This is a genomic window from Alteromonas sp. AWM4_230 (genome assembly GCF_056158305.1).
On sequence record NZ_JBSWTB010000001.1, the window covers coordinates 1,349,016 to 1,373,093 of the forward strand.

Annotated in this window: 13 protein-coding genes and 2 pseudogenes; 7 read left to right on the forward strand and 8 right to left on the reverse strand. The window is 44.0% G+C overall.

Annotated elements, in window-relative coordinates:
- The first annotated feature begins 18 nt into the window (after positions 1-18).
- Positions 19-714, forward strand: a complete 696-nt coding sequence (locus ACXACS_RS05765; protein WP_474805044.1) for an HAD family hydrolase — start codon at positions 19-21, stop codon at positions 712-714.
- Positions 715-757: 43 nt separating this feature from the next.
- On the opposite strand, the gene ACXACS_RS05770 is transcribed toward ACXACS_RS05765, so the two are convergent.
- From ACXACS_RS05770 to ACXACS_RS05780, 3 genes are all read right to left on the reverse strand, one after another.
- On the reverse strand, positions 758-3,919 hold the full coding sequence (locus ACXACS_RS05770) for a bifunctional diguanylate cyclase/phosphodiesterase (protein WP_474805045.1): 3,162 nt from the start codon (positions 3,917-3,919) through the stop codon (positions 758-760).
- A 375-nt stretch (positions 3,920-4,294) separates the two neighbouring features.
- A complete protein-coding gene (locus tag ACXACS_RS05775; protein ID WP_474805047.1) occupies positions 4,295-6,535 on the reverse strand; it encodes an alginate lyase family protein in 2,241 nt (746 codons plus the stop codon).
- Positions 6,536-6,822: 287 nt separating this feature from the next.
- Complete coding sequence (locus tag ACXACS_RS05780) at positions 6,823-7,755, reverse strand: AEC family transporter (protein ID WP_474805049.1); 933 nt, start codon at positions 7,753-7,755, stop codon at positions 6,823-6,825.
- Positions 7,756-8,155: 400 nt separating this feature from the next.
- Between ACXACS_RS05780 and ACXACS_RS05785 the strand changes: the two are divergent.
- From ACXACS_RS05785 to ACXACS_RS05795, 3 genes and pseudogenes are all read left to right on the forward strand, one after another.
- Positions 8,156-9,777 (forward strand): annotated as a pseudogene (locus ACXACS_RS05785) (sensor domain-containing diguanylate cyclase).
- Positions 9,778-9,904: 127 nt separating this feature from the next.
- On the forward strand, positions 9,905-11,023 hold the full coding sequence (locus ACXACS_RS05790; protein ID WP_474805051.1) for an adenosylhomocysteinase: 1,119 nt from the start codon (positions 9,905-9,907) through the stop codon (positions 11,021-11,023).
- 184 nt (positions 11,024-11,207) lie between these two features.
- Positions 11,208-12,413, forward strand: a complete 1,206-nt coding sequence (locus tag ACXACS_RS05795) for a M24 family metallopeptidase (RefSeq protein WP_474805053.1) — start codon at positions 11,208-11,210, stop codon at positions 12,411-12,413.
- A gap of 21 nt (positions 12,414-12,434) precedes the next feature.
- Here the strand turns inward: ACXACS_RS05795 and ACXACS_RS05800 are convergent.
- The 3 genes and pseudogenes from ACXACS_RS05800 to ACXACS_RS05810 form a co-directional block, all read right to left on the reverse strand.
- Positions 12,435-13,190: pseudogene (locus ACXACS_RS05800) on the reverse strand (protein adenylyltransferase SelO family protein); the annotation flags it as partial.
- A gap of 46 nt (positions 13,191-13,236) precedes the next feature.
- On the reverse strand, positions 13,237-14,139 hold the full coding sequence (locus ACXACS_RS05805) for a protein adenylyltransferase SelO family protein (protein WP_474805055.1): 903 nt from the start codon (positions 14,137-14,139) through the stop codon (positions 13,237-13,239).
- Positions 14,140-14,252: 113 nt separating this feature from the next.
- Positions 14,253-14,810: a YceB family lipoprotein gene (locus ACXACS_RS05810; RefSeq protein WP_474805057.1), complete on the reverse strand. Its 558-nt coding sequence runs from the start codon at positions 14,808-14,810 to the stop codon at positions 14,253-14,255.
- Between the two features lie 228 nt (positions 14,811-15,038).
- On the opposite strand from ACXACS_RS05810, the gene ACXACS_RS05815 reads away from it, so the two are divergent.
- Entirely contained in the window at positions 15,039-15,329 is a 291-nt protein-coding gene (locus tag ACXACS_RS05815; protein ID WP_474805059.1) for a hypothetical protein, read from the forward strand.
- Between the two features lie 66 nt (positions 15,330-15,395).
- On the opposite strand, the gene ACXACS_RS05820 is transcribed toward ACXACS_RS05815, so the two are convergent.
- Positions 15,396-16,202 (reverse strand): LEM-3-like GIY-YIG domain-containing protein, encoded by an 807-nt coding sequence (locus tag ACXACS_RS05820; protein WP_474805061.1) that lies wholly within the window; start codon positions 16,200-16,202, stop codon positions 15,396-15,398.
- 239 nt (positions 16,203-16,441) lie between these two features.
- Here ACXACS_RS05820 and ACXACS_RS05825 point away from each other — a divergent pair, with 239 nt between their 5' ends.
- Entirely contained in the window at positions 16,442-19,597 is a 3,156-nt protein-coding gene (locus tag ACXACS_RS05825) for a WD40/YVTN/BNR-like repeat-containing protein (RefSeq protein ID WP_474805063.1), read from the forward strand.
- A 148-nt stretch (positions 19,598-19,745) separates the two neighbouring features.
- On the opposite strand, the gene ACXACS_RS05830 is transcribed toward ACXACS_RS05825, so the two are convergent.
- Positions 19,746-21,869, reverse strand: a complete 2,124-nt coding sequence (locus tag ACXACS_RS05830) for a TonB-dependent siderophore receptor (protein ID WP_474805065.1) — start codon at positions 21,867-21,869, stop codon at positions 19,746-19,748.
- A gap of 310 nt (positions 21,870-22,179) precedes the next feature.
- Here ACXACS_RS05830 and ACXACS_RS05835 point away from each other — a divergent pair, with 310 nt between their 5' ends.
- Positions 22,180-24,078, forward strand: coding sequence for a TonB-dependent receptor domain-containing protein (locus ACXACS_RS05835; protein WP_474805067.1), 1,899 nt, complete (start codon positions 22,180-22,182; stop codon positions 24,076-24,078).

Consider the following 24,078-nt stretch of genomic DNA (forward strand, 5'->3'; position numbering starts at 1 on the left):
AATAAGCAAGGAATTATTATGGAGCAGAAAAAGCCAACAGCACTTAACACCGATATCGAGTTGGTTATTTTCGACTGTGATGGCGTACTTATTGACAGTGAAATTTTGTGTAAACGCGTGCTTATTTCTATGCTTTACGACCTTGGCGTTAGAATAGATGGTGATTACTTTGATAGACACTTTTTAGGCAAGAGTTATGAGTCTGCAAAAGCGCAGATAGCCGAAGACTTTAACATCAACCTACCCGTGGCTTTTAAGGACGATTATCTAACTGCACTATTGGCTGTGTTCGCGGAAGAGCTTACCCCAACACCTGGCTTAGAGGCTATTTTACAGCGTCTTTTGGTTAGAAAATGTATTGCGACGAGTAGTCATCCTGAACGAGTCACCTTTTCTTTAAAAACAACGGCATTAGACAGTATTTTTAATGGCGATGTAACCACAAGTACTGAAGTTACAAGAGGGAAACCGGCGCCTGATATTTTTCTGTTGGCGGCAGAAAAGATGGGCGTATTACCTGAAAAATGCCTAGTTATAGAAGATTCTGATGCAGGCATTGAAGGTGCGTTAAGTGCTGGAATGTCAGTAGTTAAATACACGGGCGCAAGTCACTTAGAAAGAGGGGAAAAAAGTGCATTTGAAGGCGTACCGGTGATCGAGCACTGGCGCGAGCTCCCTGGTCTTTATCCAACGTTGTTTACACCATTTAACTAAGCTCAGTACTAATACCTCACAATATTGAAGGTACTTCTTAAGCTTATTTCCACTCTTCCCTTGTCTCCCATTGCTCCACCCAAGTAGGTAGGGCTTTGGAGGGCATAGGGCGTGCTATGCCGAACCCCTGCGCAAGCTCACAACCTAGTGCTAATAATGATGCTCCATGGGCAACACTTTCCACACCTTCAGCGATAACACTGCGGTTAAATGAATTAGCCAGCGCTATTACACCAGTAACAATCGTTTTATCTTCTAAGTCTACTAACATATCGCGAACGAATGACTGGTCTATTTTAATCACCTCAGCGGGCAGGCGTCTTAAGTAAGTTAAAGACGAATAACCCGTTCCAAAATCATCAATGGCAAAGGTTACACCGAGATTTACACAGTCTTCCATAATCTCAGACACCTTTTTGATATTAGATAGCTTGCTGGTTTCAAGTACTTCTAATTGGATTGCTTTAGGTGGTGTTTCGGGTACTTTTGAAAGCAAATGTTCTAAACGAGTAGGGAAGTTTCTTTGTTGTATCTGCAATGCAGAAATATTCACGCTAATTTTGATGTCTATGCCCAATTGCTTCCATTGGTGGTATTGCCGCAACGATTGTTCAATAACCCATTCGCCAACATCAATACTAAGCGGGTGATTTTCGATAAAGGGTAAAAACTCTGCCGGAGAAAGAAGCCCGCGGGTTGAATGCTGCCAGCGAATCAGCGCTTCTGCGCCAACGATTTCCCCCGTACGCATATTCACTTTAGGTTGGTAGTAAAGTTCAAATTCATTGTTTTTAAGCGCGCTGCCTATATTTTTAACTGTTTCGTGGCGAGTTTTAATCGCATCTTCTGACTCGATATCGAAAAGGTGGAAACAGTTTTTACCTTTCTGTTTCGCTAAATACATAGCTTGGTCTGCATGTCTAATTAGCTGCTCGGCATCGGTATCGTCAGTAGGGTAGACGGTTAATCCAATGCTTGCTGAGACTTTAAGTTCATTTTTACCATATTTAACCGGGGTTGAAGCTGCTCTAAGCATGTTCTTTACAGTAGACCTAAAGTCTTGGGCTTGCTTTAAATTGGTAAGTACTGCTACAAACTCATCTCCACCAAAACGGGAAATGGTATCTCCCTGGTTGAGTGTGCTTTTGAAGCGGTGAGCCAGTGTAATAAGTAGCTCGTCTCCCACGCTGTGTCCAAACGTATCGTTTATCTCTTTGAACCCGTCTAAATCAAGCAAAACAACAGCGGCGTAGCGTTTATCGGTCTGACATTGCCTAAGTGCACTATCCAAACGTTCAGCGAGTAGAGTGCGGTTAGGTAAGTTAGTTAAGATATCGTAGTGAGCCATCTGCTCAAGACGATATTGCTGTTCTTTTGTCTCGGAGATATCGCTAAAAATAGCAATGTAATTTTTAACTGTGCCGTCATCATCTTTTACAGCACTAACCGTTAGTAATTGAGCATATATTTCGTGGTTTTTTCTCTTGTTCCAAATTTCTCCCGCCCAATAGCCGTCATTGATTATCGATTTCCATAGATTCTCGTAAAATTCCTTAGACTGCTTTCCAGATTTAAACATACTGGGCTTCTTGCCTAATACGTCGCTTCGGGAGTAGCCAGTTATCTCTTCAAAGGTTTTGTTTACATCAATAATGTTCGATTCGCTATCGGTAATAAAGATACCTTCTCGGGCGTGAGAGAAGACGCTGGCTGATAACTTTAATTTATCTTCTAAGCGTTTGTTTACAGTAATGTCTTGAACTAATGAAACGACGCTTATTACTTTGCCAGAGAAGTCCAAGATTGGGGTGCTGTACCATTCGCAAGTGATTGTTTCGAGCAGTCTAGTGAGGTTATCGTTTACTCTACGGACAGTTTTTTTTCCCTCGACTAGTATTTCGAATACGTCATTTATTTCATGACGCAGTTCAATTGGAACCACAAGCTCCGAGGCATGCTTACCTATAGCTTCTTCTTTGCTATAGCCAAAGATCACCTCAGCCGATTTGTTCCAATCAGTGCAGATGAAGTCAGTATCCCAAGTAACGCACCCTAAAGGTGTGTTTTCAATATGACTCGCTAAGATATCTCGACTTTCCTGCAGTGAATTTTGACTATCAATAAGTTGTTTTTCAGCATCTAGGCGCGTTCTAGCCATCTGTGCAAAACGTAGCTGAAGCTTTCTTAGTTCTATACTGCCCTTTGTCGATGTCTCATCAACTTCTTTACCTTCGGCCAACGCTGTAGTCGACTTCAAAAGGGTTTTTATGGGTATCAAAACGTTTTTTCGAATCAGCCATACTGAAACACCGACGAAAAATAAAACAATCAACGCTAATATAAGGGTGGTTGTCGTTAACCTGGTATCAATTGCTTCAAACGTATGTTTCAGCGGAATACCAATGGTGATGTTGATATGCTTCCCATCATCAAATAGTGGGTGCGTTACATAAACCCGTTGATAAGGGTCTTCGGTCAGAAAAACAGTATTACCCAATGTTATGTCTGTATATTCGCTCTTATCACCCTTTTCTTCTATATCTAGCTGAGTGCCAATCAGCTCTTGTCTAGCAGGGAATGCTGCCACAATTTTGTTTTCACTATCAGTTATAAATGCCACGGTAGCATCAGGCAGGTAAGACTCAGAAAGTATTTCGTTCCACCACTCGAGTGATATAACAGCTACAACCAAACCGACTAAATTACCTTGTTTTGAATTTATAACAGGGTAGGCAAAGTTAATACTGGTTAAATTTGTCGCCCGGTCTATTTGAAATTCACTGATTGAAAATTTACGGGTGGCGATGGCTTGTTGTATATAAGGTCGGTCGTAAACGTTTACCGAACGTTTTAATTCTCGGGCATTACATAACAATTCACCATCTGCGCTTGGTACACCTAGATTTACATAATTACTGTTTACTTTAAGCACGTTAGCAAGGAAGCGACTACACTGTTGTGAACTAGGCTGCTGCACTGCATCGAATTGCGCCAAGTTCTTTAGAAAATGTTGTGTTTTATCAATGAGGTTTGCTTGGATCTTCGAGTGTGTTTTTGTGGTATTTACTGCTTGGATAACTGCAGCCTTTATTGCTTGTTCTCTTTCCACGAATGCATCGTAAAAGATGCTAATGAAGCCGGGCACGGCAATCATTAAAATCAGAATAATAACTCTTGCCTGTAGAGTCTGAAAAAGTTGTGACATGTAATTTGTTTAAATCCATTTAAGCTTGATTAGATTGGAGAACATCGGTGATTTTCGATATCCACAACTTTCCAAAAAATTATACGTGCGCTCAATTGTTAGTTACTAAAGGTAGTATAGTAAAAATATTATAGAAGGGTTATTAAAGTTAAAATGCTCAGCTCAAGAAAGTGACGGGCAAATTTTATAGGTAATGGGCTCCCTTGAAATAGCGCCACCAGCTATTCCTTTTTAGCGCGTGCTATTAATAAGAAAAATGGGGGAATATCCATTGCTAAAGTAAAAAGTAAGAATTTAAAATGAACAAAGCCTCTAATGAGGCTTTGTTTTAAGTTACTTCGCGATAAGAGTGAAGCGCTTTTCACCTATAGGCTTTTACATATAAAAGTAAGGGCCTACCCAGCTATAGCTATCACCGTTAATCTCAACCTTGTGTTTTGCGCTGTTATCATTATTGCTATTAGCGATAATAAACAGCTGAGTGTTACCTTTTACATCGGTAATACGCACGGCAGTGTACGCGTCACTATCTAAAACCACCTCAAGACTTTTGATACTGCTTCTTGAGTTAATCGACGATTCACTTACTGGGCTGTATGAACCATGAGGCTCTACCACAGAAACAAATAAAGTGTCTTGGGTGTCATTTCGTCTAAGCGTAATCGCCGCGTCGCGACGTAGGTTGAAGTCTGGATCGTTTGCGCCGATGCGAGTCAAATACACCTCGTCTTCAGCGTTGGTAACCGTAGTCAGCGTATAATACTTGCCATGCTGAAGCCACTGGAACTTAGTGTTGCCGTCACTCGCGTTACCCTTGCCCTCTACAAATAAATGTTGATAGCCATTGTCTTCACCAAATGGTGATAAGCTGGTAGGCGACACGTGAGTAAAGTTCTTATCGATTATCTGACCCATGTAATAGAAGGGCAGGTCGTATTGATTTTTCTTGTCAGAATCAACGCGTAAAATGTCTAGTACAAACGGCTTTTCAAAGTTTTCGTCTTTTATCACTGCCATGGTGCGGTGCATTAACGTACCCGGGTAGGCATTTTCTTCTGTTGCACTAACCACTTTTACATTGTCATTTTCTGCGTCGAAAGTGAAAAGTTCTGAGTGATGCTGGCTGGCAACCTCATACTTCCCGTCGAAATGCTTTGTGCCATTTATTGATAGGGTATTATGTGCAATGGTTGTTTTAGCCCACGTAGTGTTTTCTTTTAGATAGTTACCACCGCCTTTTTGACCTATATTCACAAAGCGAGCTAGACCATAATCTTGCAGGACTTCCTCACCTTTTTCATATAAAGAGAACGACAACTTATCGTAGTGGCCGTGACTTAAACCCTGAGCGGCATATTTAAACACCAGCGTTAGGTCTTCATTGCCATAACGCAAAATGCCTACACCCCCTTGGTCACCGTTCGGGCCATCACTTAAATTCACGGAAGACTTTACAAAAGGAACTGCTTTGCCATCTCGAATATCAATAGCGGCTTCAAGCCCCGACTCTTGGAGAAGCACTTGTCCTTGCTTCTCTACCACGCTTAGCAAGCGAGGATCTTTTTCTCCGTAAAAGTAGGCGAGATCGACTGCAGTTACCAAAGAGGCTTTCTTATAAGACATGCCCTTTTGAGCATCGTTAAGCGGGAAAAATTCGCCATCTGCGTCAGACAAATTAAGAAGCGCATCGATACCTTTTAACAATACATTGTCTTTATGCTGTAGCACTTTTAAGTCTGGACGATTGTTCTCCATAGCCAGCGCAAGTATTAGGAAAGGATACATTGCATAGCGCTGATAGTAAGGGCCTTCGGTATAGTAGCCATCAGGAGAGAAGGGCTCTTCTAAATTAGCAAAAAAGCCCTTACGCTGACCTTCTACTTTAATAGTGCCGCCATCGTTGTCTTTACCACCTACTTCTAAGCCATCATCTTCAATACCATAAAGCGCGCGTTGAATAAGCTCTTCATCGTTCATAACAAGGCCAATCATGCCTACGGCAGCGATGCCCCAAGTACTGTGATTGTGAACGCGGTTAAAAAATTGTGGGTTTTCTAATGAAATGAAATCGGCAAACGGACGGAAGAGGTTGTCCTCTAGTGTTTTGCGTTCTTCAGCAGAAAGGTAATCGTAAATAGCATCATAAGCTTGGCTCATGTAAACCAGCCAGTTGCTGTCGTTTAAGCATTGCCAGAAAAGTTTTCCACGAGAGTACGAACGCTCTTGCGGGTGCAAAGGTAAGTCTTTGTACATGGCTTCATATTGAAACAACATGTCACGGATGTATTTAGCGTATTTTTCTTCTTCTAATACTTGATAGAGTACGCCTGCTTTTTGCGCAATGAAGAAGTTTTGTTTATGGCGCTGGTGGGTGTAACCACCTGAAAAGTCTTTAGGGATGGGCGTATCAATACCCATTGCAATTTCGACGTCTACTTCTTGCTTAACGATTGCCAAGCTTTTATCAAACAGCGGAACTTCACCCAAGTTGTCTCTCATTCTTTCTACGCCAGGCTCGGTAAGAATAAGGTTAGGGTGACCTTTTGCTTCGCTAGCAAAAGACGACAGGCTGATACCAACAGCTAGCATGGTAAGGCTAAATTTTTTGATGTTCATTGTATTTATTTCCTTGTTATCAAATAGCCATTGATGAAAACAGGCAATAACGGTTGTAGGGTAAAAATGTTGTTATTTAAAAATGACAATTTGTAATAAACACAATAACAGAATAGAAGATATGATGGATAGGCCAATTTTAATTTTTGGTAAAAAATAAAAATAAAATTGGTAATATGCGTTGGCTAGCTGTTGCTAGGCTATGGGAGCTTTTTTTACTCAAGTGGAACGCTGTGAACGAGAAAATTGCGAAATAGCTCTATGCAAATAGGAATAGCCTTGATGCGTTACACAAGGTGCAATTTGCTTAGTACCCCAAAGGCGAGGGCGGTAATCGGTAAAGACACCAATGTGCTTACTGCGATTATGCTTGCCGCTAAGCGATAATCCCCGCCTAAATTTCTCACCATGACATAGCTTGCTGCAGCGGTTGGTGAGATGGCTAATAAAAGAACAATACCCAGCTCCATCCCTTTAAAACCAAATGCATAGGCAAGGGCAACCAATACAAATGGGTAAACTACACATTTGCTGGTTGTACTAAGCACAATATTAAACCTGTCACTGGAAAAAGAGCGGAACTGCAGTGATGCGCCGGTGCATATAAGTGCAAGTGGCAGGGTAAGCTGTGCGAAGTACTCCCCTGTTTTCACTAGGGTATCGGGAAGCTGCCATTCGAAGTATGAAAAGGGCAGTGCTGCGGCAATCGATAAGATCAACGGGTTTTTCGCCATGCCGGTAACTTGGCCCATTAAGGAGCGCGACGTACCTTGGTAAAAGTTAAGAACAAACACTGAAAGTACATTAAATAAGATGGTAATACACCCCATGTAGACAGACGCTACAGCAAGCCCTTCTTGCCCATAAGTGTTAGCACAATAGGCTAAGCCGATAATACCCATATTGGCTCGAAAGCCGCCCTGAACAACTACACCTCTGGCTTTGTAAGGATGTACTGTCAAATGAGAAATAACCATAAGCGCTGCAAATACAATAAGTGTACCTATCACGCCCACGCTCATAAGGGATAGATTCGCGGCTTTGGAAAAGTCAGCTCTGGCGATTGATAAGAACAGTAGAGCAGGGAGCGCAACGTTAAATACGAGTTTAGAGCCAGCCTCTATAAAGCCTTCATTGAGCCACTTAATACGAAAGAAAAGCCAACCCATTAAAAGAAGGATCAATACAGGAATAAGCGTACTGGTTATAAAGCTAAGCATAAAAAGAATTAACGCCATTGAGTAGATTTGCGAAACAAAGCAGTAGATTGCTGCTTTGCAAATAGGCATACAGGACCATAGTATGCCAAGCTTCTGAGCTTATGCATAAAGTAAATGTGTAATTTACGAAAGAAAAAGCGGCTACATAGTGATCTACTAAATAAACTTATTCACAAACCTTGTTGATAAGCGTAAGTTAATATTTAAGTTTACAAGGGTTAAGCTTTTCTAATTCCAACCCTGTCTCTGAACCCCTATTAGAAAGAACTGATGTATGAGAGCATTTCTTTTCTTTGTTGGCTTGGTGATAGTTTACAGTCTTTGGGGCGGGCTTTCTTTCGCTTATGCTAAAGGAACAGCGCCATTAGATAAGATGGAGCTGATAAATCACAAGCTTTGGATGTATTTCGAGGGCGGTAGTGCGTCAGCCGCCGAAGACATTTTAGCCAAATACCAGCAGAATAGTTTAGTCAAAAATGTAGGAAGGCAAGTCAGTTATGGGTTTACCGATAACACCGTTTGGGGTGTGCTAAAGATTGAACTTAATAACTACAACGTACTTACCAATCAGGTTGATGAAACCCGGCAACAAACGATTTCACCTTTACCTCTTACAATAAAAATAGACAATGCGTGGATCGATGATATCGACGTTTATTTTTTTGAAAGCGGTAAAAGAAAACACCATGTTCGTCTTGGCGACAACCAGGTGCATAGCGCACGTCGTGAAGATACTCGCATGCCATCACTTTCCTATCGGTTTATTCAGCCAGAAACGCTGGTAATTTTTCGGTTTGCGTCCCAAGACCCGATGACTATCCCCATTTATGTCGGACCTCCCAGAGCGGCAAAAGATAAATCGACGGAAAATGCGTATTTTTATGGTGCTCTATATGGGGCGCTTATCATTCTGTTGCTGTATAACCTCGTCTTATACTCTTATCTTAGAGAACAGCGCTACCTGCTTTATTCACTATATCTTTCGTCGTTTCTGTTGTTTAACTTCACCTACACAGGTCACGGTTTTTGGTGGTTGTGGTCAGAGTCGGTATTCATTCAGCAGTGGCTAATGCCAGCGCTTATGTTTTTTTATTTATTCAGCGCGGTAAGATTCACTATCGAGTTTCTTAATACCCAGCTTTACCTGCCCAGGCTTTATCGGTCAAGGAAGTATATTTACGGTGCTCTAGTTGGGCTTGCGGTATTCATCGTGCTAGTTGGAAACCGCTCTTTTGCGGTGATGTCACAACTGGTGGTACTGACATCAATTTCGGTTTGGATGCTGTGTATCGGAATACTAGCCTATCGCAATGGTGACACCCTTGCTAAGTTTTTTCTCCCCGCTATTTTGTGTGGAACAGGTGGTGCAACGGTGTCGAGTTTGGCCACGTGGGGGCTTATTCCTTATTCAAAATGGGTATTTAGAGGTATTGAAATTGGCATGGTATTGGAAATGTCTCTACTGTCTATTTCACTAGCGTTTAACTACAAGCAAGTGCAGCAAGCGCGAAAAAACGCTGAGCGCGACGCAAGACTCGATCCTCTCACTTCGCTCTATAACCGGCGTGCTTTTGAAGATTTGGTGTACCCTATTTGGGAGCTAGGAAAACGCAGTAATAAGTTTATGTCAGTTATGCTTATTGATATCGACTGGTTTAAAAAAGTTAACGATAAGTATGGTCATGACATGGGCGACAAGGTGCTGCAAAAAGTGGCAGAAGAAATAAAAGGGCAGGTTAGAGGCTCTGACATCACCTTTCGTTGGGGGGAGAAGAGTTTTTAGTATTTTTACCTAATACCCGCGTTCAGTACGCTAAGCAAATAGCCGAAAACCTGCGCCTACATCTATTCACTCATGACATCAATAAACTGCTTCGTGTAACCGTAAGTATCGGCGTGGCAGGCACCACTCCGGGCGAACATGATATCAATGTGTTAATTAAAGAGTCAGACCAAGCCTTGTATTTAGCAAAAGCGAAAGGGCGCAATAAGGTGGTGCTGTGGAACGAAGGCGTCGAGTAAAGAAAGAAGCCAAGAACCAAAGAAATTAAAAAGGAGTAGTTTGAAATAAGAGGAAGTACCTCGCTGTTTTATATATACAGCATTCTCACGTATGATTCTGTTTTCGTTTTCTCAGAGTATCCTTTTCATGTACCAAGACTTTCAAGCAGAGCTGGCGTGGGCCAGCCTTCATATGCCGCGCACTCGCAAAGCCATTGCATCACTTCCCGATCTGTCTAACGTCAAGCTTGCCTGCAACATGCATTTAGATTTAAAAATGGCACCTTTGGTAGAGGGGCTACTTTCACGTGGCTGCGATATCTTTTTAACCACGTGCAACCCTACTACGGTTCAAGATGACGTGGTGTCTTACCTTGTTGATAAAGGTGCAACAGCACATGCATGGCGAGACATGAACGACGCTGACTGGTCTGAGTCATTTGATAAAGCGCTAGCATGGCAACCCACTCACTTATGTGAAATGGGGGCAGACCTTACTACTCGACTGCATGAAAATATAAAAGCAAACAAGCCAGTTCCAAGCATTGTATCGGGCTTGGAAGCAACGGGTTCTGGCATTAACCGCCTAAACGGTATGGCGCCAAACTACCCGATATTTAACTGGGACGATTTGCCAGTTAAAGAAGGGCTTCACAACAGGCATATGGTGGGTTTAAGCGCATGGCAAACCTTTTTCCAAACCACACATTTAACCCTGCACGAAAAAGTAGTGGTTGTTATTGGTTATGGTTTGGTAGGGCAGGGCGTTGCTGCGTCGGCAAAGGCGTTTGGTGCACAGGTTCAAGTTGCAGAACTTGACCCAGCAAGAGCACTTCAGGCGAAATACGACGGCTGGCCAGTAGTAGATTTAAATGAAGCAGCTAGCCAAGCTGATGTTATTGCCACTGCAACTGGTGCGTATGGCGTAGTGAATTCGAGCCATTTAGAAAGCATGAAAGATGGGGCGTTTATTTTAAATGTGGGTCACGTGGCACAAGAAATTGATGTGCCGTATCTTAAAGATAACGCTACTCACAGTGAGCCAATGCCTTATGTTAACGCTTATAAGCTAGGCGATAAAACGCTGTATCTTCTCGCTGATGGCTCTATGTTTAACTTAACGGCGGGCTATGGCGACAGCATCAATGCGTTTGACGTAACCCTAGCCGTGATGGCTGCGGGCATCGGCTATATCGTGAATGAAGGTGCAGCAAGCGAGAAAGGTTTGTACTTACTTCCAGAAGCTGCGTGGAAAAGTGCACTGTAAAACTGAGTTGTAGTAAGCGAGTGTTCAGCAATAGTTACGCCATTTAACAGGCATCACTACCCTCGCTTATCTCGACTTTCCTACCCATTATTGTACAGTGTGCCCGTTTTAATAAATTTATAGTTAAGGCGGGCTGAGCGCACTCCAATAGATTATCAGCCTTGCGCTAGTGTAGGGACAAAAAATGGGCAGAACAATAGGCACAAAAACACCACAACAGGCTTTAGATAGCCTCGTCAACATGACAGGCGACCTAACACCCATCCCACTTTCAGAATACAAAGCCCGAATTGCCAAGGCGCAGCATTACATGCAGCAGCATGGCATTGGCGCGTTATATCTAAATGCGGGGACTAACTTAGCGTATTTTACAGGCATGCAATGGTACGCCAGTGAGCGTTTAGTTGGCGCGCTTATGCCCGCAAAAGGTGACCTTGTATATCTGGCCCCTACGTTTGAAATCGACTCATTAAACGAGCGTAAACTAGTAGAAGGCGAGATTATCGGTTGGCAAGAACATGAAAGCCCTTACGCGCTTGCCATTTCTATGTTAAGCGAGCTGGATACCGCGGGTGGCAGCAAGCTGGGTGTTGATGAGTCTACGCAATTTTTTATTGTAGATGGCTTTAATAAACTGCTTGAAAAACCATGGCAAATTATCAATGGTGCTGAGGTTACTACACACTGTCGTATGCACAAATCTAGCAATGAACTCGCGCTCATTCAGCGAGCCATGGACATGACCCTTGCTGTACACAAAGCCACAGCCAGTATGCTTTATGAAGGCATTACCACCACAGAAGTTGAAGCATTTATTAATGATGCACATAAAAAAGTAGGCGCCAGCGGTAACTATTTTTGTATTGTGCTTTTTGGTAAAGCGACCTCGTTTCCCCACGGCGTTAAAGACCCTCAAGTATTAAAGAAAAACGATCTTGTATTGATTGATACGGGTTGTAAAGTTCACGGCTACCTGTCTGATATTACTCGAACCTATTGCTTCGGTGAGCCAACCGATAAACAGCGCGCACTATGGGAAAGCGAAAAGCGCGCGCAGCTTGCGGCATTTAACGCTGCAAAGGTCGGTGTACCTTGTGGTGACGTGGATAAAGCCGCCCGAGATAGCTTAGCGAAAGACGGCTTAGGGCCAGACTATAACTTACCAGGCTTGCCACATCGAACAGGACATGGCATCGGCATGGATATTCACGAATGGCCGTATCTAGTAAAAGATAATCCTCACCCGCTAGCACCTGGCATGTGTTTCAGTAACGAGCCTATGATCGTGGTGCCAAACGAGTTCGGTATTCGCTTAGAAGATCATTTCTATATGACCGAAGAGGGCCCGGTTTGGTTTACTGAGCCTAGTGAATCTATCGAGTCTTTGTAAGTAAACTGAAGCTGCTCTTTATTACGAAGAGCAGCTGTAGTGGGCAACACCGCCAGCACTGAAAAATTCAAGTGGGCGCAGTTGGTAATACTTATTCTCTACCTCTTCTGTTTGCTCATCATAAGGCGCGGTAAGTATATTCTGTAGTTCGTGAATTTGGGTAAAGTCACCTTTCTCTGCAGCTTTGTAGGCAGGCACAATAAGCCATTCACGCCATGTGAATTTAGGGTTAGCTTGGCGCATGTTCTCTGCGGTAGCAGCAATAGCGTTGGCTGGATCAACTTGTGCTTCAGCGTCCTTTTCAATACGCTCACGCCAGTTTTGTAGCCAGGCTTCCCATTCTGTCATCACCTCTGCTTTAGGCGGGTAGTAAAAGCTCTTCGTCAAACTCGCCATATCTTCAGGTATTGATGATAGCTCTCTGAAAAACATATTGTAGTCAACGCCAGTGCGAAGCATTAATTGCAGCAGCTTAATTAGCAAGTCGTGGTCGTAGCTGGCAATGCCAAGCTTCGTTGCCCACATGCTCTCCATGGCGCGTTCCATAACAGCAGAAAAACCGTCGTTAATATCGTCAAGCTGAGCGAGTTGTTCACTGTTGCCTTCAAGTAACGTCATCAGTGAGCGACAGAACATATCAAAGTTCTTTTGGGCGGCAATGGGCTGGTTTAAAAACGAGAAGTGTCGACCTCCACCTGTCCAAGGCTGGTAGTCTGCTTCAAAAAACTCACAAAAGCCGAATGGTCCATAATCCAGCGTAAAGCCGCCGGCGGCGCAGTTGTCGCTATTAAAATTACCTTGGCAGTAACCTACGCGAACCCAATTAGAAACAAGACGCGTTCAGCCGGTCTCGAAATAGTGCAGCCAGCGTTACCACTTGCTCTTCAAATGGTGCTGCTGCGTCTATTTCACTTGCGTACTCTCGCTCAATAAGGTGTTTAATAATGGCTTCTAGCTCGTTTAATGCTTCGCTGTGTTCGTTACAGCGTGCTCGCCTAGCGAAAAGCTCTATTTGTCCTACGCGCAAAAACGATGGGGCGACGCGGGTGGATATCGCCGTTATATTTTCTACCATCACTTCAGGCTCATAGGAATGAGAGCCTTCGCGATACCAAGGCCTGTCTACTGTGTCTGATTCAGACATGAACAAACTTAAAGAGCGGGAAGTGGGTATACCAAGCGCATGCATGTGTTCTTGTACTAAAAATTCGCGCACGCTAGAGCGCAATACGGCTCGACCATCTGCGCCGCGACAATAAGGCGTGCGACCCGCGCCTTTTAACTGCATTTCCCAACGCTTACCGTTAAATATCCCTTCAACAATAGAGATTGCGCGACCGTCACCATAGCCATTACCCGTTCTAAAGGGGCATTGCTGTGTGTACTCCGTACCGTAAATAGAAAGCGCATAGCCGGTCGCCCAGCCGAAAGGCTTCATAGATTCAGGCACTGCAGACATTTCGCCTGAAAACAGCTGGGTGAAATCTTTAGTTGTAGCCAAGTTATCGTCTAAGCCCAATTCAGCAAATAGCGTTTCGCTGTGCGCAATATATTTGGGTGAAGATAATGGGGTCGGAGTAACCGGCACATAGTGACCAGAGAACACTTGGCGCGGGTCATGGTCGTTTCCATCACACGTCGACTGTGGGTCTGGGGTAAGGGTATTTAGTAATGAATAATCTACATGCTTTGCAAATTCATCTAGCGTTTTGATACGTTCTGTCACTATGCCTGCCTATTTCACTGAATGGGAAAATCTGTTTGCGAGCATCGAGGCTCAGGTTACTTTAGTACCTTTAACAATTAGTAACCTCGACACTGCTTACGGTGTTTCAATGATTATTGTTTAGGTCGAAGCGCAAGCTGCCCTTGCTCAACGGTTAGCTGTAAAGGCACGGTTGAAAGTACGTTCACCGCTTTGTTTGCTGGGTCTAAGCGATAAACCGGGTTCGATGCTAAATAACCGTTTATTAGCTGCATAAATTCACCGCTTACAGGCGCTAAGTTACCTTTAAAACCGCCTGCATCAATGGTGCTATCAAGTAGCGACAACGAGCGCACAAAAATCGCTTTTTCTTCACTGTCGTAATAAGGCGTGCCTTCTAATGAAAGGCTTACCTTAGCAGGGTAGTTCAAACCAAAGGCACTAACGCGAGCGGTGGCAATTGCGCCTAGCTGCACCACGTCTCTGCCATCTGGCCCAATGATCGCCGTCATATCTTCCACATCCAAATACAGAGGAATACCAGCAAGTGACGTTTGCTTTTGCAGTTTGCTTACTTGGCTATCAAGTACTTGTTCTAGCTCGGCATTAGAAACCGTATAAACCGCTAACTGAGAAAGGGTTGCACAGCCTGCAAGCGCAATAGTGAAAGCTATCGAAAGTAGAAATCTCATAAAAAAAGTCTCTTCAGTAATTAGGTGTCGAATTACACAGCGCGAGTCACTAATGCTAACGCCGTAACAACAGAATGCATTCATTGTAAGGGCTGAGGCAATAGATGAACAACGAAATCGTAAACGGGCTAAGACAACTGCTTATTCAGGCAATACATTTCTTTGTTTAATCTAGATATTCATAACAAAGAAACACCTAGTCTGTAGTGATGACTTTAAGGAAGCGCCATGAAAAAACAGCCATATACCAATTCCAATGATGCTGCAGAGCCTGAAAAACAAGATGATAGTAGCAGTGACTTTGACAGAGAAACTATCCAATCAACCAAGGATGCTCTGAATGAATCGATGGTGCTAACAGATAGCGAAGTAGAAACCTACCTTAAGTGGCTAAGCGGTTATCCAATGGAAAGCCGAGGCGAAGGAGTCTCTATTACCATCGAGTTTTTACCCGGCTTTGGTGAGCGTATAGTCGCTAAGCTTTCCAACAGCGAGTGTGTGTTGAGGGATTATTTTTAAAAAGGAAGCTAAGATTCAGGTTAGGTCCATACTAGTTAAATCTATGGACCTGCCTATCTCAATTGTCTAACTATATTTCGTTTGAAGTTGTTCCATCATGAATGTTACGACATTGAAGATCTCATCAATATCATCAGCTCTTGGGCGTACCTCAATATCTTTTTTAATCCCAGCTCGCTCAAGATAATTCTGCAACCCAATGTAGCTGCCTACACTGCCATTATTTACTTTTAGTGGGGCCATGGCCTGTGCAAAGCGCGTCTTCGATTCTTTATCTGTATTGGTGCTTACAAACTCTGGGCTGATCGTTCTTCCAGCTAATGGTAGTTTTAGCCTAATCGAAATGTCTATCGCAGGGTTATTTATCCATAAACCAGTGTCAGCAGGTGACTTACCGATAATTTCACTTACTGAATATTCAGTATCTTCAAGCAGAGGCTCGATATTCTCTTTGATTGACTCAAGCTTGGCTTCAATGTTGTTTTTCACAAACTTTTCTTGCTGAGCTTTAGTGAACGAACCGTCGTTGAGGCTAGGTGTGTACTCCACATCAATACCTGGGATCGTTTCGTAATTACCTATTGTTCGTATTAGCGCAGAATAACGGCCATGCACTTTATTCGTAAGGTTATCAAAGCCGTAAACCCACTTTATAAGCACAGTTTCAACAGCATGGGCTTCGCTCTCTGTATGGTATCGGCCCACAACACGTTTGCCGAATCGGTTGTCCTTTTGTAAGGCTTTTATCTTTTCAGTTTTTTCACTTTCGATAGCATCATTTTCATGATGATCAATTCTGAAACCTTTACCTTTCCCTACGTAGAAAACGTCGTTGGTCTTGGTATCAAACAGTATATAAACGTAATAATCCATATTGAAACTTCTCAGTGGTTGCTTTTATAAGTCTTTCTCTATCTATAGCCCAGTTAAAGGCAGCGCACTATAAGAGGATTTCCTACTTCTGGTTTACCATAAGAGTAGAGAAGCTTCGGTTATCTCGTTTCTAATAAGCTTAAACATATTCACTACAAAAACTTTTGCCATAACGTCTGTAACAAAGCAGTATAAGAAACTCTTCTTATTAAAAATAAAAACACGACAAGGCACTATCTATGGTTTCTCAGAGACTGGTTTCTCGGAAAATAGCGGCCGCTTTTGCTATTTGCGTAAGCGCACTTTCTAGTTTCTCGCATTCCGCATTCGCACTTGAAGATACGGTTAACCCCAAACTTTTCGATAAAATGGAGTATCGCTTCATTGGGCCATACCGTGGGGGACGCTCGGTGGCGGTTACTGGAGTTGAAGGTAATACCAACCTTTATTTCATGGGCACCGCAGGTGGCGGTGTTTGGAAAACCGAAAACGCGGGTTTATCCTGGAAAGCTATATCCGATAAAACATTTAAGGTAGGCAGCATAGGTTCTATCGCCGTTGCGCCTTCAGACCCTAACGTTATTTATGTAGGTACGGGTGAAGGCCCTATTCGAGGTGTAACTACTAGCCACGGAAAAGGTGTTTATAAATCTACAGACGGCGGTGAAACCTGGAAGCTGGTAGGCTTAGATAAGCGCGGTCAAATCCCTAAAATTCGCATACATCCCACCAACCCCGATATAGCTTGGGCTGCAGTGCAGGGCAATATCTGGGGGCCGAATGAAGAGCGCGGCATTTTCAAAACGACCGATGGCGGCGAAACATGGCAGCACGTATTAAAAGTGAATGCAGATACCGGCGCTGCCGATTTGGCTATTGACCCCACTAACCCCAGAATTCTTTATGCCAGCATGTGGCATCACGGCAGAACGCCTTGGTTTATTAAATCGGGCGGTGAGGGCGGTGGCCTTTATAAGTCAACAGATGGCGGCGAAAGCTGGGACAAGCTAGAAAAAGGCCTGCCCAAGCTTATTGGTAAAGTAGGTGTTGATATCGCCGCGTCTAACCCAAAGCGTCTTTACGCCATTATCGAGGCTGATGAAGGTGGTTTATATCGTAGTGATGATGCGGGTAAGTCTTGGTCGTTAATGAACGGCGATAATATTCTTAAAGCCCGTGCGTGGTACTACAATCATATTAAGGTTGACCCTAACGACGAAAATACCCTGTATGTGATGAATGTGCAGCTGCATAAATCCATTGATGGCGGTAAAACCTTCGAAATTAAATCTTTGCCCCACGGTGATACCCACGATATGTGGATAAACCCAGAAAACAGCTTAAACATGATCAACGCTAATGACGGTGGCGCAACCGTTACCTTCGACGGTGGTGAATCCTGGTCAAGCATTTACAATCAGCCAACAGCGCAGTTTTATCGTGTAATTACCGACAACTTAAACCCTTACTATGTTTATGGCGGGCAGCAAGATAACACGACCATGGCAACACCTTCTCAAACTTGGGGTGACGGCATGGGAATAGAAGACCAGTTTGCCGTGGGCGGCGGTGAAAGCGCGCATATTGCGTTCAACCCTGATGATCCAACCCTGATCTACGCTACTACCATCAACGGCACATTAACCGAATACAACCGCGATACTGGGCTAACGCGGCCCATTATGCCTTACCCTGAATATGTGTTCGGCAGAAACGCACGTGACCAAAAGTACCGCACCAACTGGAATGCCCCAGTGATAGTATCAAAGCATGATCCTGATACAGTCTATTACGGCACGCAGATGATCTTAAAAACCACAGATCGCGGTGTGAATTGGCAAGAAATCAGCCCAGATTTAACCCGTAACGAGCCTAAAAAGCAGGGGCTAAACGGCGGGCCGATCACCAATGAGCAAGCTGGTGCTGAATACTACAATACGGTTTTCTATATTGCCGAATCAGCAGTTAACAAAGGCGAGCTTTGGGTGGGAGCTGATGACGGTAAGCTTCATATAACCCGTAATGAAGGTAAAAACTGGAAAGATATTACTCCTCACAAAAAAGAAGCGCAGGTCAATGCCATAGAACTTAGCCCTCATGCACAGGGCAGAGCTTACGTTGCGGTAGCAGGCTATAAGTTAAATGACTATACGCCTTATATTTACAAAACCGACAACTACGGCAAGCGCTGGAAGCGTATTGACGAGGGGCTACCAAAAGACGCCTTTGTTCGTGTAGTGCGCGAAGATACAGAGCGCGAAGGTATGCTGTTCGCTGGCACAGAAAGCGGCATGTTTATTAGCTTTGACGACGGTAAACACTGGCAAGAACTAGACTTAAACCTGCCGCCTGTGGCGATTACCGATATGCAGGTTAAAGGTGATGATCTGGTCATTGCAACCCAAGGGCGAGGCTTTTGGATTTTAGACGACATTAGCCCGCTACGTGAAGTACATAAGTCGTTAGATAACGAAGCACTGTTTCAGTTTGAACCCATAGATGGTATTCGCTTGCTATCTGGCGGTGGCATGACTGACCAGCCTCAAGCGAAGAATCCACCGCGTGGCGCTACCTTCCGTTATTACTTGAAAGACGCATTAGAAGAAGAGCAAACGCTGCGCATTGATATATTTAATGCCGATAACGAGCTTGTTCGCACACTGTCATCGGCACCTAGTGCATTTGAAAAATGCGCGAAGGGTAATGAAGACGTTCGTAGCCCCATCAAATTTAAACACCCAGCAGCAAAAGCGGGTTACAACGAATTTGTATGGGATCTTCGACGTGAGCCGTTGAACTGCATCGAGAATGTAAAGCTGTTTGGTGGTTGGAAAGGCGCCCGTGTTATGCCTGGAGACTACAAAGCGAAAATCACAGTAGGTGAACAGGCACAAACCCGCACATTTAAAGTACTTCCAGACCCAAGGGAAGATGCAGATAAAGCGCAGCTTCAAGTAGTTGAAAAGAGCATTCAGGCTACAGAAACTTTACTGAATGATTTGTTTGCACACCTGCAAAAAGCCCGTGATGTGCGAGCGCAATTAAACGGTGTGTCTGAAAATAACGTAATGCTGGCGAGTGATGTGTCGGCTTCAATCGAGCGCATTGTTAGTGCAATCGACGACTGGGAAGCTTTGGTTATTCAGCCAAAACATCAAACTTTCGAAGACGACATTAACTGGCCGAATATGCTCGACAGACAAGTCCGCTTCTTAATGGATAACTTCGACAGAACAGGCGCGCCTGCACAAGCTGGCGCACTAAAACGGTTAGAAGATTTAGACGCAAAGTGGCAGCAGTACAAAGTGCAGCTAGAAACCTTGTTTGGTGAAGAAGTGAAACCGTTGAACGAAAAGCTTTCAAAGCAAGGCGCGTTTGATTTAGAGAGTTTATAACAAGGCAAACAACCCTTATATTTGCTGGAGTTATAAAATTGAAAAGCCGGAAGCGTGAAAACGCTTCCGGCTTTTGTTTTCGGTTTCAAACGTGCTCTTTGCGCAGTTTTAATAAACTTACTGAAACAGAGGTTCTCGAAACTGAATACTAGAACTGGTATTTAACGCTCACCGTATAGTTAGTTGGTGAGCCCGGCATGGTCCAAAGCTGATGGTATGAGTTCTCAAAGTAATCTCTGTCGAACAGATTGTTCACGTCAAATCTCATAGAAAGTTCATCGCTGATATTCACCGACCCTGCCAAGTTCACAAGGGTATAAGACGGCAAAATGAATGTTGGATCGGTAGTTTGCCCTAAGCGATCGCCCACGTAACGCATGGTCACACCAAAGAACGCTTCTTTTTCAAATACGCTGGTGTAATGGTTCAGCGAGATATAACCCGAATGCTTGGCAATATTGATTAAGCGCGACCCTTTTGGAATAGGCACGCCAAAATCTAAGTCATTCACTGCTTTCGCGGTCTTAGCGTCGGTATACGCATAGGCCATATCAAGGCGAATGTCTGAAGTAAGGTCAGTCGTTAACTGAAATTCTACCCCTTGGCTTTCAACTTCACCGAGTGTAGCTGAAAAGCCAGTGTTAGGTTCAGCGGTAAGCATGTTGGTCTTTTCAGCATCAAAAATAGCGACGCTACCAGAAAACATATCAGCAATGTTTTCCCACTTAGCTCCTACCTCAAAAGAGGTGGTCTCTTCAGGGTCAAACGCATTGCGGTCAGAGTCAAGTCCTGGGTTGGGTCTGAAACCTTCTGCATAACTAGTGTAAAGGCTTACAGAATCATTGATTTCATATACGAAGCCAAAGCGCGGTGTCACTTCCGTTTGGTCTTGTTCTTGCCCTTCATTGCTTAACTTATTAAGAATGTCTTGCTCGAATTTGTCCACGCGAAAGCCAACCAAAAGCTTGGTTGCATCGGTGAGTTCAATAACATCTTGTGCGTAGAAACCTAACCCTTTTTGCTTTTCAGCTGTGAGTGTAGTGGGCGTAACGTCAGGTCTGAAAATAGTGTAGTCTGGATTTTCAGGGTTGATGCTGTAAGTGGTATCACCAGCACCCCACGCAGTGCGCCAACGACGATAGTCTGTGTCGATGTGGTAGTTGTAATAGTCCAAACCAAACAAGACGTTATTTACGAAGCCTGCCACGTCTACCACGCCACTTAATTCAAAGCGTAGTGATAAGTCTTGCGCTTGATAGTCACGGGTTCTGCGTTGCCTTGAAAGTATAGATGGGTCGGTATACAAAAGCTGACGGCCTTCTGACAGTTCAGTATCTGAAGACTGCCCTTCAAAAGAAGAGTCTCTGTAGGCGAAGCCACTGAGTAAATGCCAGTTGTGATTCAACTCGTGATTTAACACTAGCTGATGTCCGAAGGCTTTAACTTCATGGGCTCCGTCTCTAACATCACCATAAAAGTCTTCGGCATCTACGGCGTCAAAGTCGTTATTTAATATGAACACACCGCGATCAAGCGGCTTTTCCTGATCCAGTATTTCCATCTGATAGCTTAAGCTGGTGTGATCAGAAATGTTCCAAATGAATGAAGGGTTAAGGTTCAAATTCTTGAAAAACACGTTATCGCGATAAGTATCAGAGTCTTCGTATGAACCGTTAACGCGATACGCCATGTCTGAATTAATGCCGTTCGTGTAATCGAACTCTACTTGTTTTTTATCAAAATTACCTACCGTGCCTTGAATGTAGCCTTGCTCTTCAAACTGAGGTTTTTTGGTAATAACGTTAATGGTACCGCCAGGTTCCCCTTGACCATATAAGGCTGATCCCGGACCCTTCATTACTTCTATGGTTTGAACGTTAACCGTGCTTCTATTACCGCTATAGCCACGCACGTTGAAGCCGTTTATTAAATAACCCGATGGGTTATTTTCATCGCCAGAAAAACCTCGGATCGCAAAGCTATCGAACATGCCGCCAGAGTTGTTTTGTCTAACAATGGTGGGCGCAAAATCTAGCGCATCGATGAAGCGAGTGATCCCTTCATTCGCTAAGGTATCAGCAGTAATTCGGTCGATTGCTTGTGGGGTGTCGATTAGCGGTACATTACCACGGTATGGCTGAAAGTGTCTTTTTACCTCAATGTGTTCAAGTTCATCATGAGCACCTTGAAGGGAGCTTTCATCACTTTGCGCAGCGGCGCTTACTGATAATGCAACTAAAGAAAATATAAACGGTGTTTTAAGGTCAAGCATAAGCAAGGTATTACGTGTCTTTGGCAGATTTTGCAGAGGTCGCGAATGTTATGTTATCTCGTTTCTTTCCGCAAGAGGTTCTAGGGGCCAAAAGGGTGAGATTGATGATTCTTGAAGACTAATTGCATACAGGGCACTTCATTTGGAAAGTGAAAACGCGCAAAGCGTTATTACAAAGCGTTGATGCAAAGTGAAAATACTGGTCCAAACTCAACTATCTGGCGTTTTCCTCTGCCTGCCAATGCTATACACTTCGCGTCTTTGTTACGCCTCCTTGCTGGCTACCCGTAAATTTGAACTAGGACCCTAAATGCGTCATACAACCCTCTCATTACTCTTTTGTACTCTACCTTTTTCTGTCATGGCCGCTGAAAGTGTTGATACTTCAAGCGCTAACGCTGGCGTGAACAGTAACGAAAAAGGCGTGGAGAAAATTACGATTGAAGGGGCGGCGACTGCGAATGACAAGCCAGTAGGCACGTTTAATTCACCTATTTCAAATTTAGAGTATGACCCGCGTGTCGATTTGCAGTCGAGGAACATGGCAGAAGCGCAGGCTGATGTCACTATTCGCGGCGGTATATTCGAAAACACGGGGTTTCGCATAGGAAGCGCGACGCTTATTGACCCGCAAACGGGGCACTATTTCGCTGAAATTCCTATTGCGCCAGAAATGTTGACGAAACCGAGTATTTTCACAGGCGTCGATAATGCGCTTTACGGCGTCAACAGCTCAGTAGGTACGGTGTCTTACGGCTGGCGTCCTATCCAAACAGCAGGCAGTGTGTCAGTGGGAGTAGGTAATAACAACTTCAATTTGCAGCGTGTACACGGTGCAGTAAAGCACTCGCTTGATGGCTTAATTGGTTTGAAAGCCGATTGGTCTGTTGGAGTTGAAGGCGAGTACTCTCGTTCTGAAAGTGATGGCACTATTGCTAATGGTGATCATAATTTCGAACGGGCGTCAGGGCGAATTCAGCTGGCAAGTGACGACTCACAAACAGACGTGTTTTATGGTTTTCAGCAAAAGTTTTTTGGCTGGCCTAACTTGTACACGCCTTTCAACGTCAACGAAACAGAAGACATTCAAACTCGTTTGGTTATGCTAAATCACAAACAGCGCTACGGCGAAAAGGGTATAGAAAATAACTTTGAAGTTTCTGCTTACTACAGAGAGAATGACGACCATTACGTATTCTCACGAGAAAACCCTGAAGCGTTTCAGGCATTTCACGAAACCCAATTGAAGTCATTTGCGTTTTCCGGTACTCATAATGTATCGCAAGAATTTGGTATCAACTACGCAGCACAGCTTACCGCAGACGATATCACTTCGACCACGCTAGAGAACAACTTTACCTCTCGCGATTACTACAAAATAAGCCTAGTACCCGAGTACCGAACTCAGTTGAACAGCAATGAATCGCTTACCGTTCGTTTAGGTGGAGCGTTTGACGATACGAATCGCGACGACGACCGACTGTCTTTTGTGGGCGATATTAGTTGGCTTACCCACACGGGCAACAACACCTCGCGTACACTCTATCTTTCGTATGCAGAGGCGACGCAGGTGGCTGGCTACACTGCTGTAGGCGGCAGTACCACAAGCGGTCTGTTTAGAAGTAACAAGCAGTTACAGCGAGAAGTCAGCAAAAACCTAGAGTTTGGGGCGTCATTTGATAAATCCTCTTTCAAAGTTGATACCGCCGTATTCTATCGCTGGGATAACGAGCTGACAGATTGGACGTATAGCTTCGACGCTACTTCAGCACGCAGTGCAAACCCAGTTGATATTGAAACCCTGGGTATTGAGTTAATTGCCATTAAACGCTTTGATAGCGCAGATGTGGTAGCAAGCTATACCTATTTAGATAAGTCTGAAGACTATCGAATTGATGAGGTAGACGCGAGCTTTTACGCGCTTAACTATCCGCCGCATCGCGCAACCCTTGGGTTGGTGTGGTTTGCAACCGATACGGTCGAGGTTCGCATTGATAACGAGTGGCGAAAACAAGAAGCCAATGCGCTTAGAAACGGCGGTGACTCTGCGTTTTTCTCACATGTCACTTTCACATATTCACCGGCTCAAATTGAAGGGTTAAACCTAGTATTGGCCGTGGATAATTTGTGGGATGAGCGCTTTGAAGAAATCCCAGGAACGCCAGGCCGAGGCGACCAATATTCAGCCACTGTAACCTATTTTTGGTAA

Coding starts and splice junctions, on each gene's coding strand:
- ACXACS_RS05765 (WP_474805044.1), top strand. CDS start 19: ATGGAGCAGAAAAAGCCAACAGCACTTAACACCGATATCGAGTTGGTT.
- ACXACS_RS05770 (WP_474805045.1), bottom strand. CDS start 3,919: ATGTCACAACTTTTTCAGACTCTACAGGCAAGAGTTATTATTCTGATT.
- ACXACS_RS05775 (WP_474805047.1), bottom strand. CDS start 6,535: ATGAACATCAAAAAATTTAGCCTTACCATGCTAGCTGTTGGTATCAGC.
- ACXACS_RS05780 (WP_474805049.1), bottom strand. CDS start 7,755: ATGCTTAGCTTTATAACCAGTACGCTTATTCCTGTATTGATCCTTCTT.
- ACXACS_RS05790 (WP_474805051.1), top strand. CDS start 9,905: ATGTACCAAGACTTTCAAGCAGAGCTGGCGTGGGCCAGCCTTCATATG.
- ACXACS_RS05795 (WP_474805053.1), top strand. CDS start 11,208: ATGGGCAGAACAATAGGCACAAAAACACCACAACAGGCTTTAGATAGC.
- ACXACS_RS05810 (WP_474805057.1), bottom strand. CDS start 14,810: ATGAGATTTCTACTTTCGATAGCTTTCACTATTGCGCTTGCAGGCTGT.
- ACXACS_RS05815 (WP_474805059.1), top strand. CDS start 15,039: ATGAAAAAACAGCCATATACCAATTCCAATGATGCTGCAGAGCCTGAA.
- ACXACS_RS05820 (WP_474805061.1), bottom strand. CDS start 16,202: ATGGATTATTACGTTTATATACTGTTTGATACCAAGACCAACGACGTT.
- ACXACS_RS05825 (WP_474805063.1), top strand. CDS start 16,442: ATGGTTTCTCAGAGACTGGTTTCTCGGAAAATAGCGGCCGCTTTTGCT.
- ACXACS_RS05830 (WP_474805065.1), bottom strand. CDS start 21,869: ATGCTTGACCTTAAAACACCGTTTATATTTTCTTTAGTTGCATTATCA.
- ACXACS_RS05835 (WP_474805067.1), top strand. CDS start 22,180: ATGCGTCATACAACCCTCTCATTACTCTTTTGTACTCTACCTTTTTCT.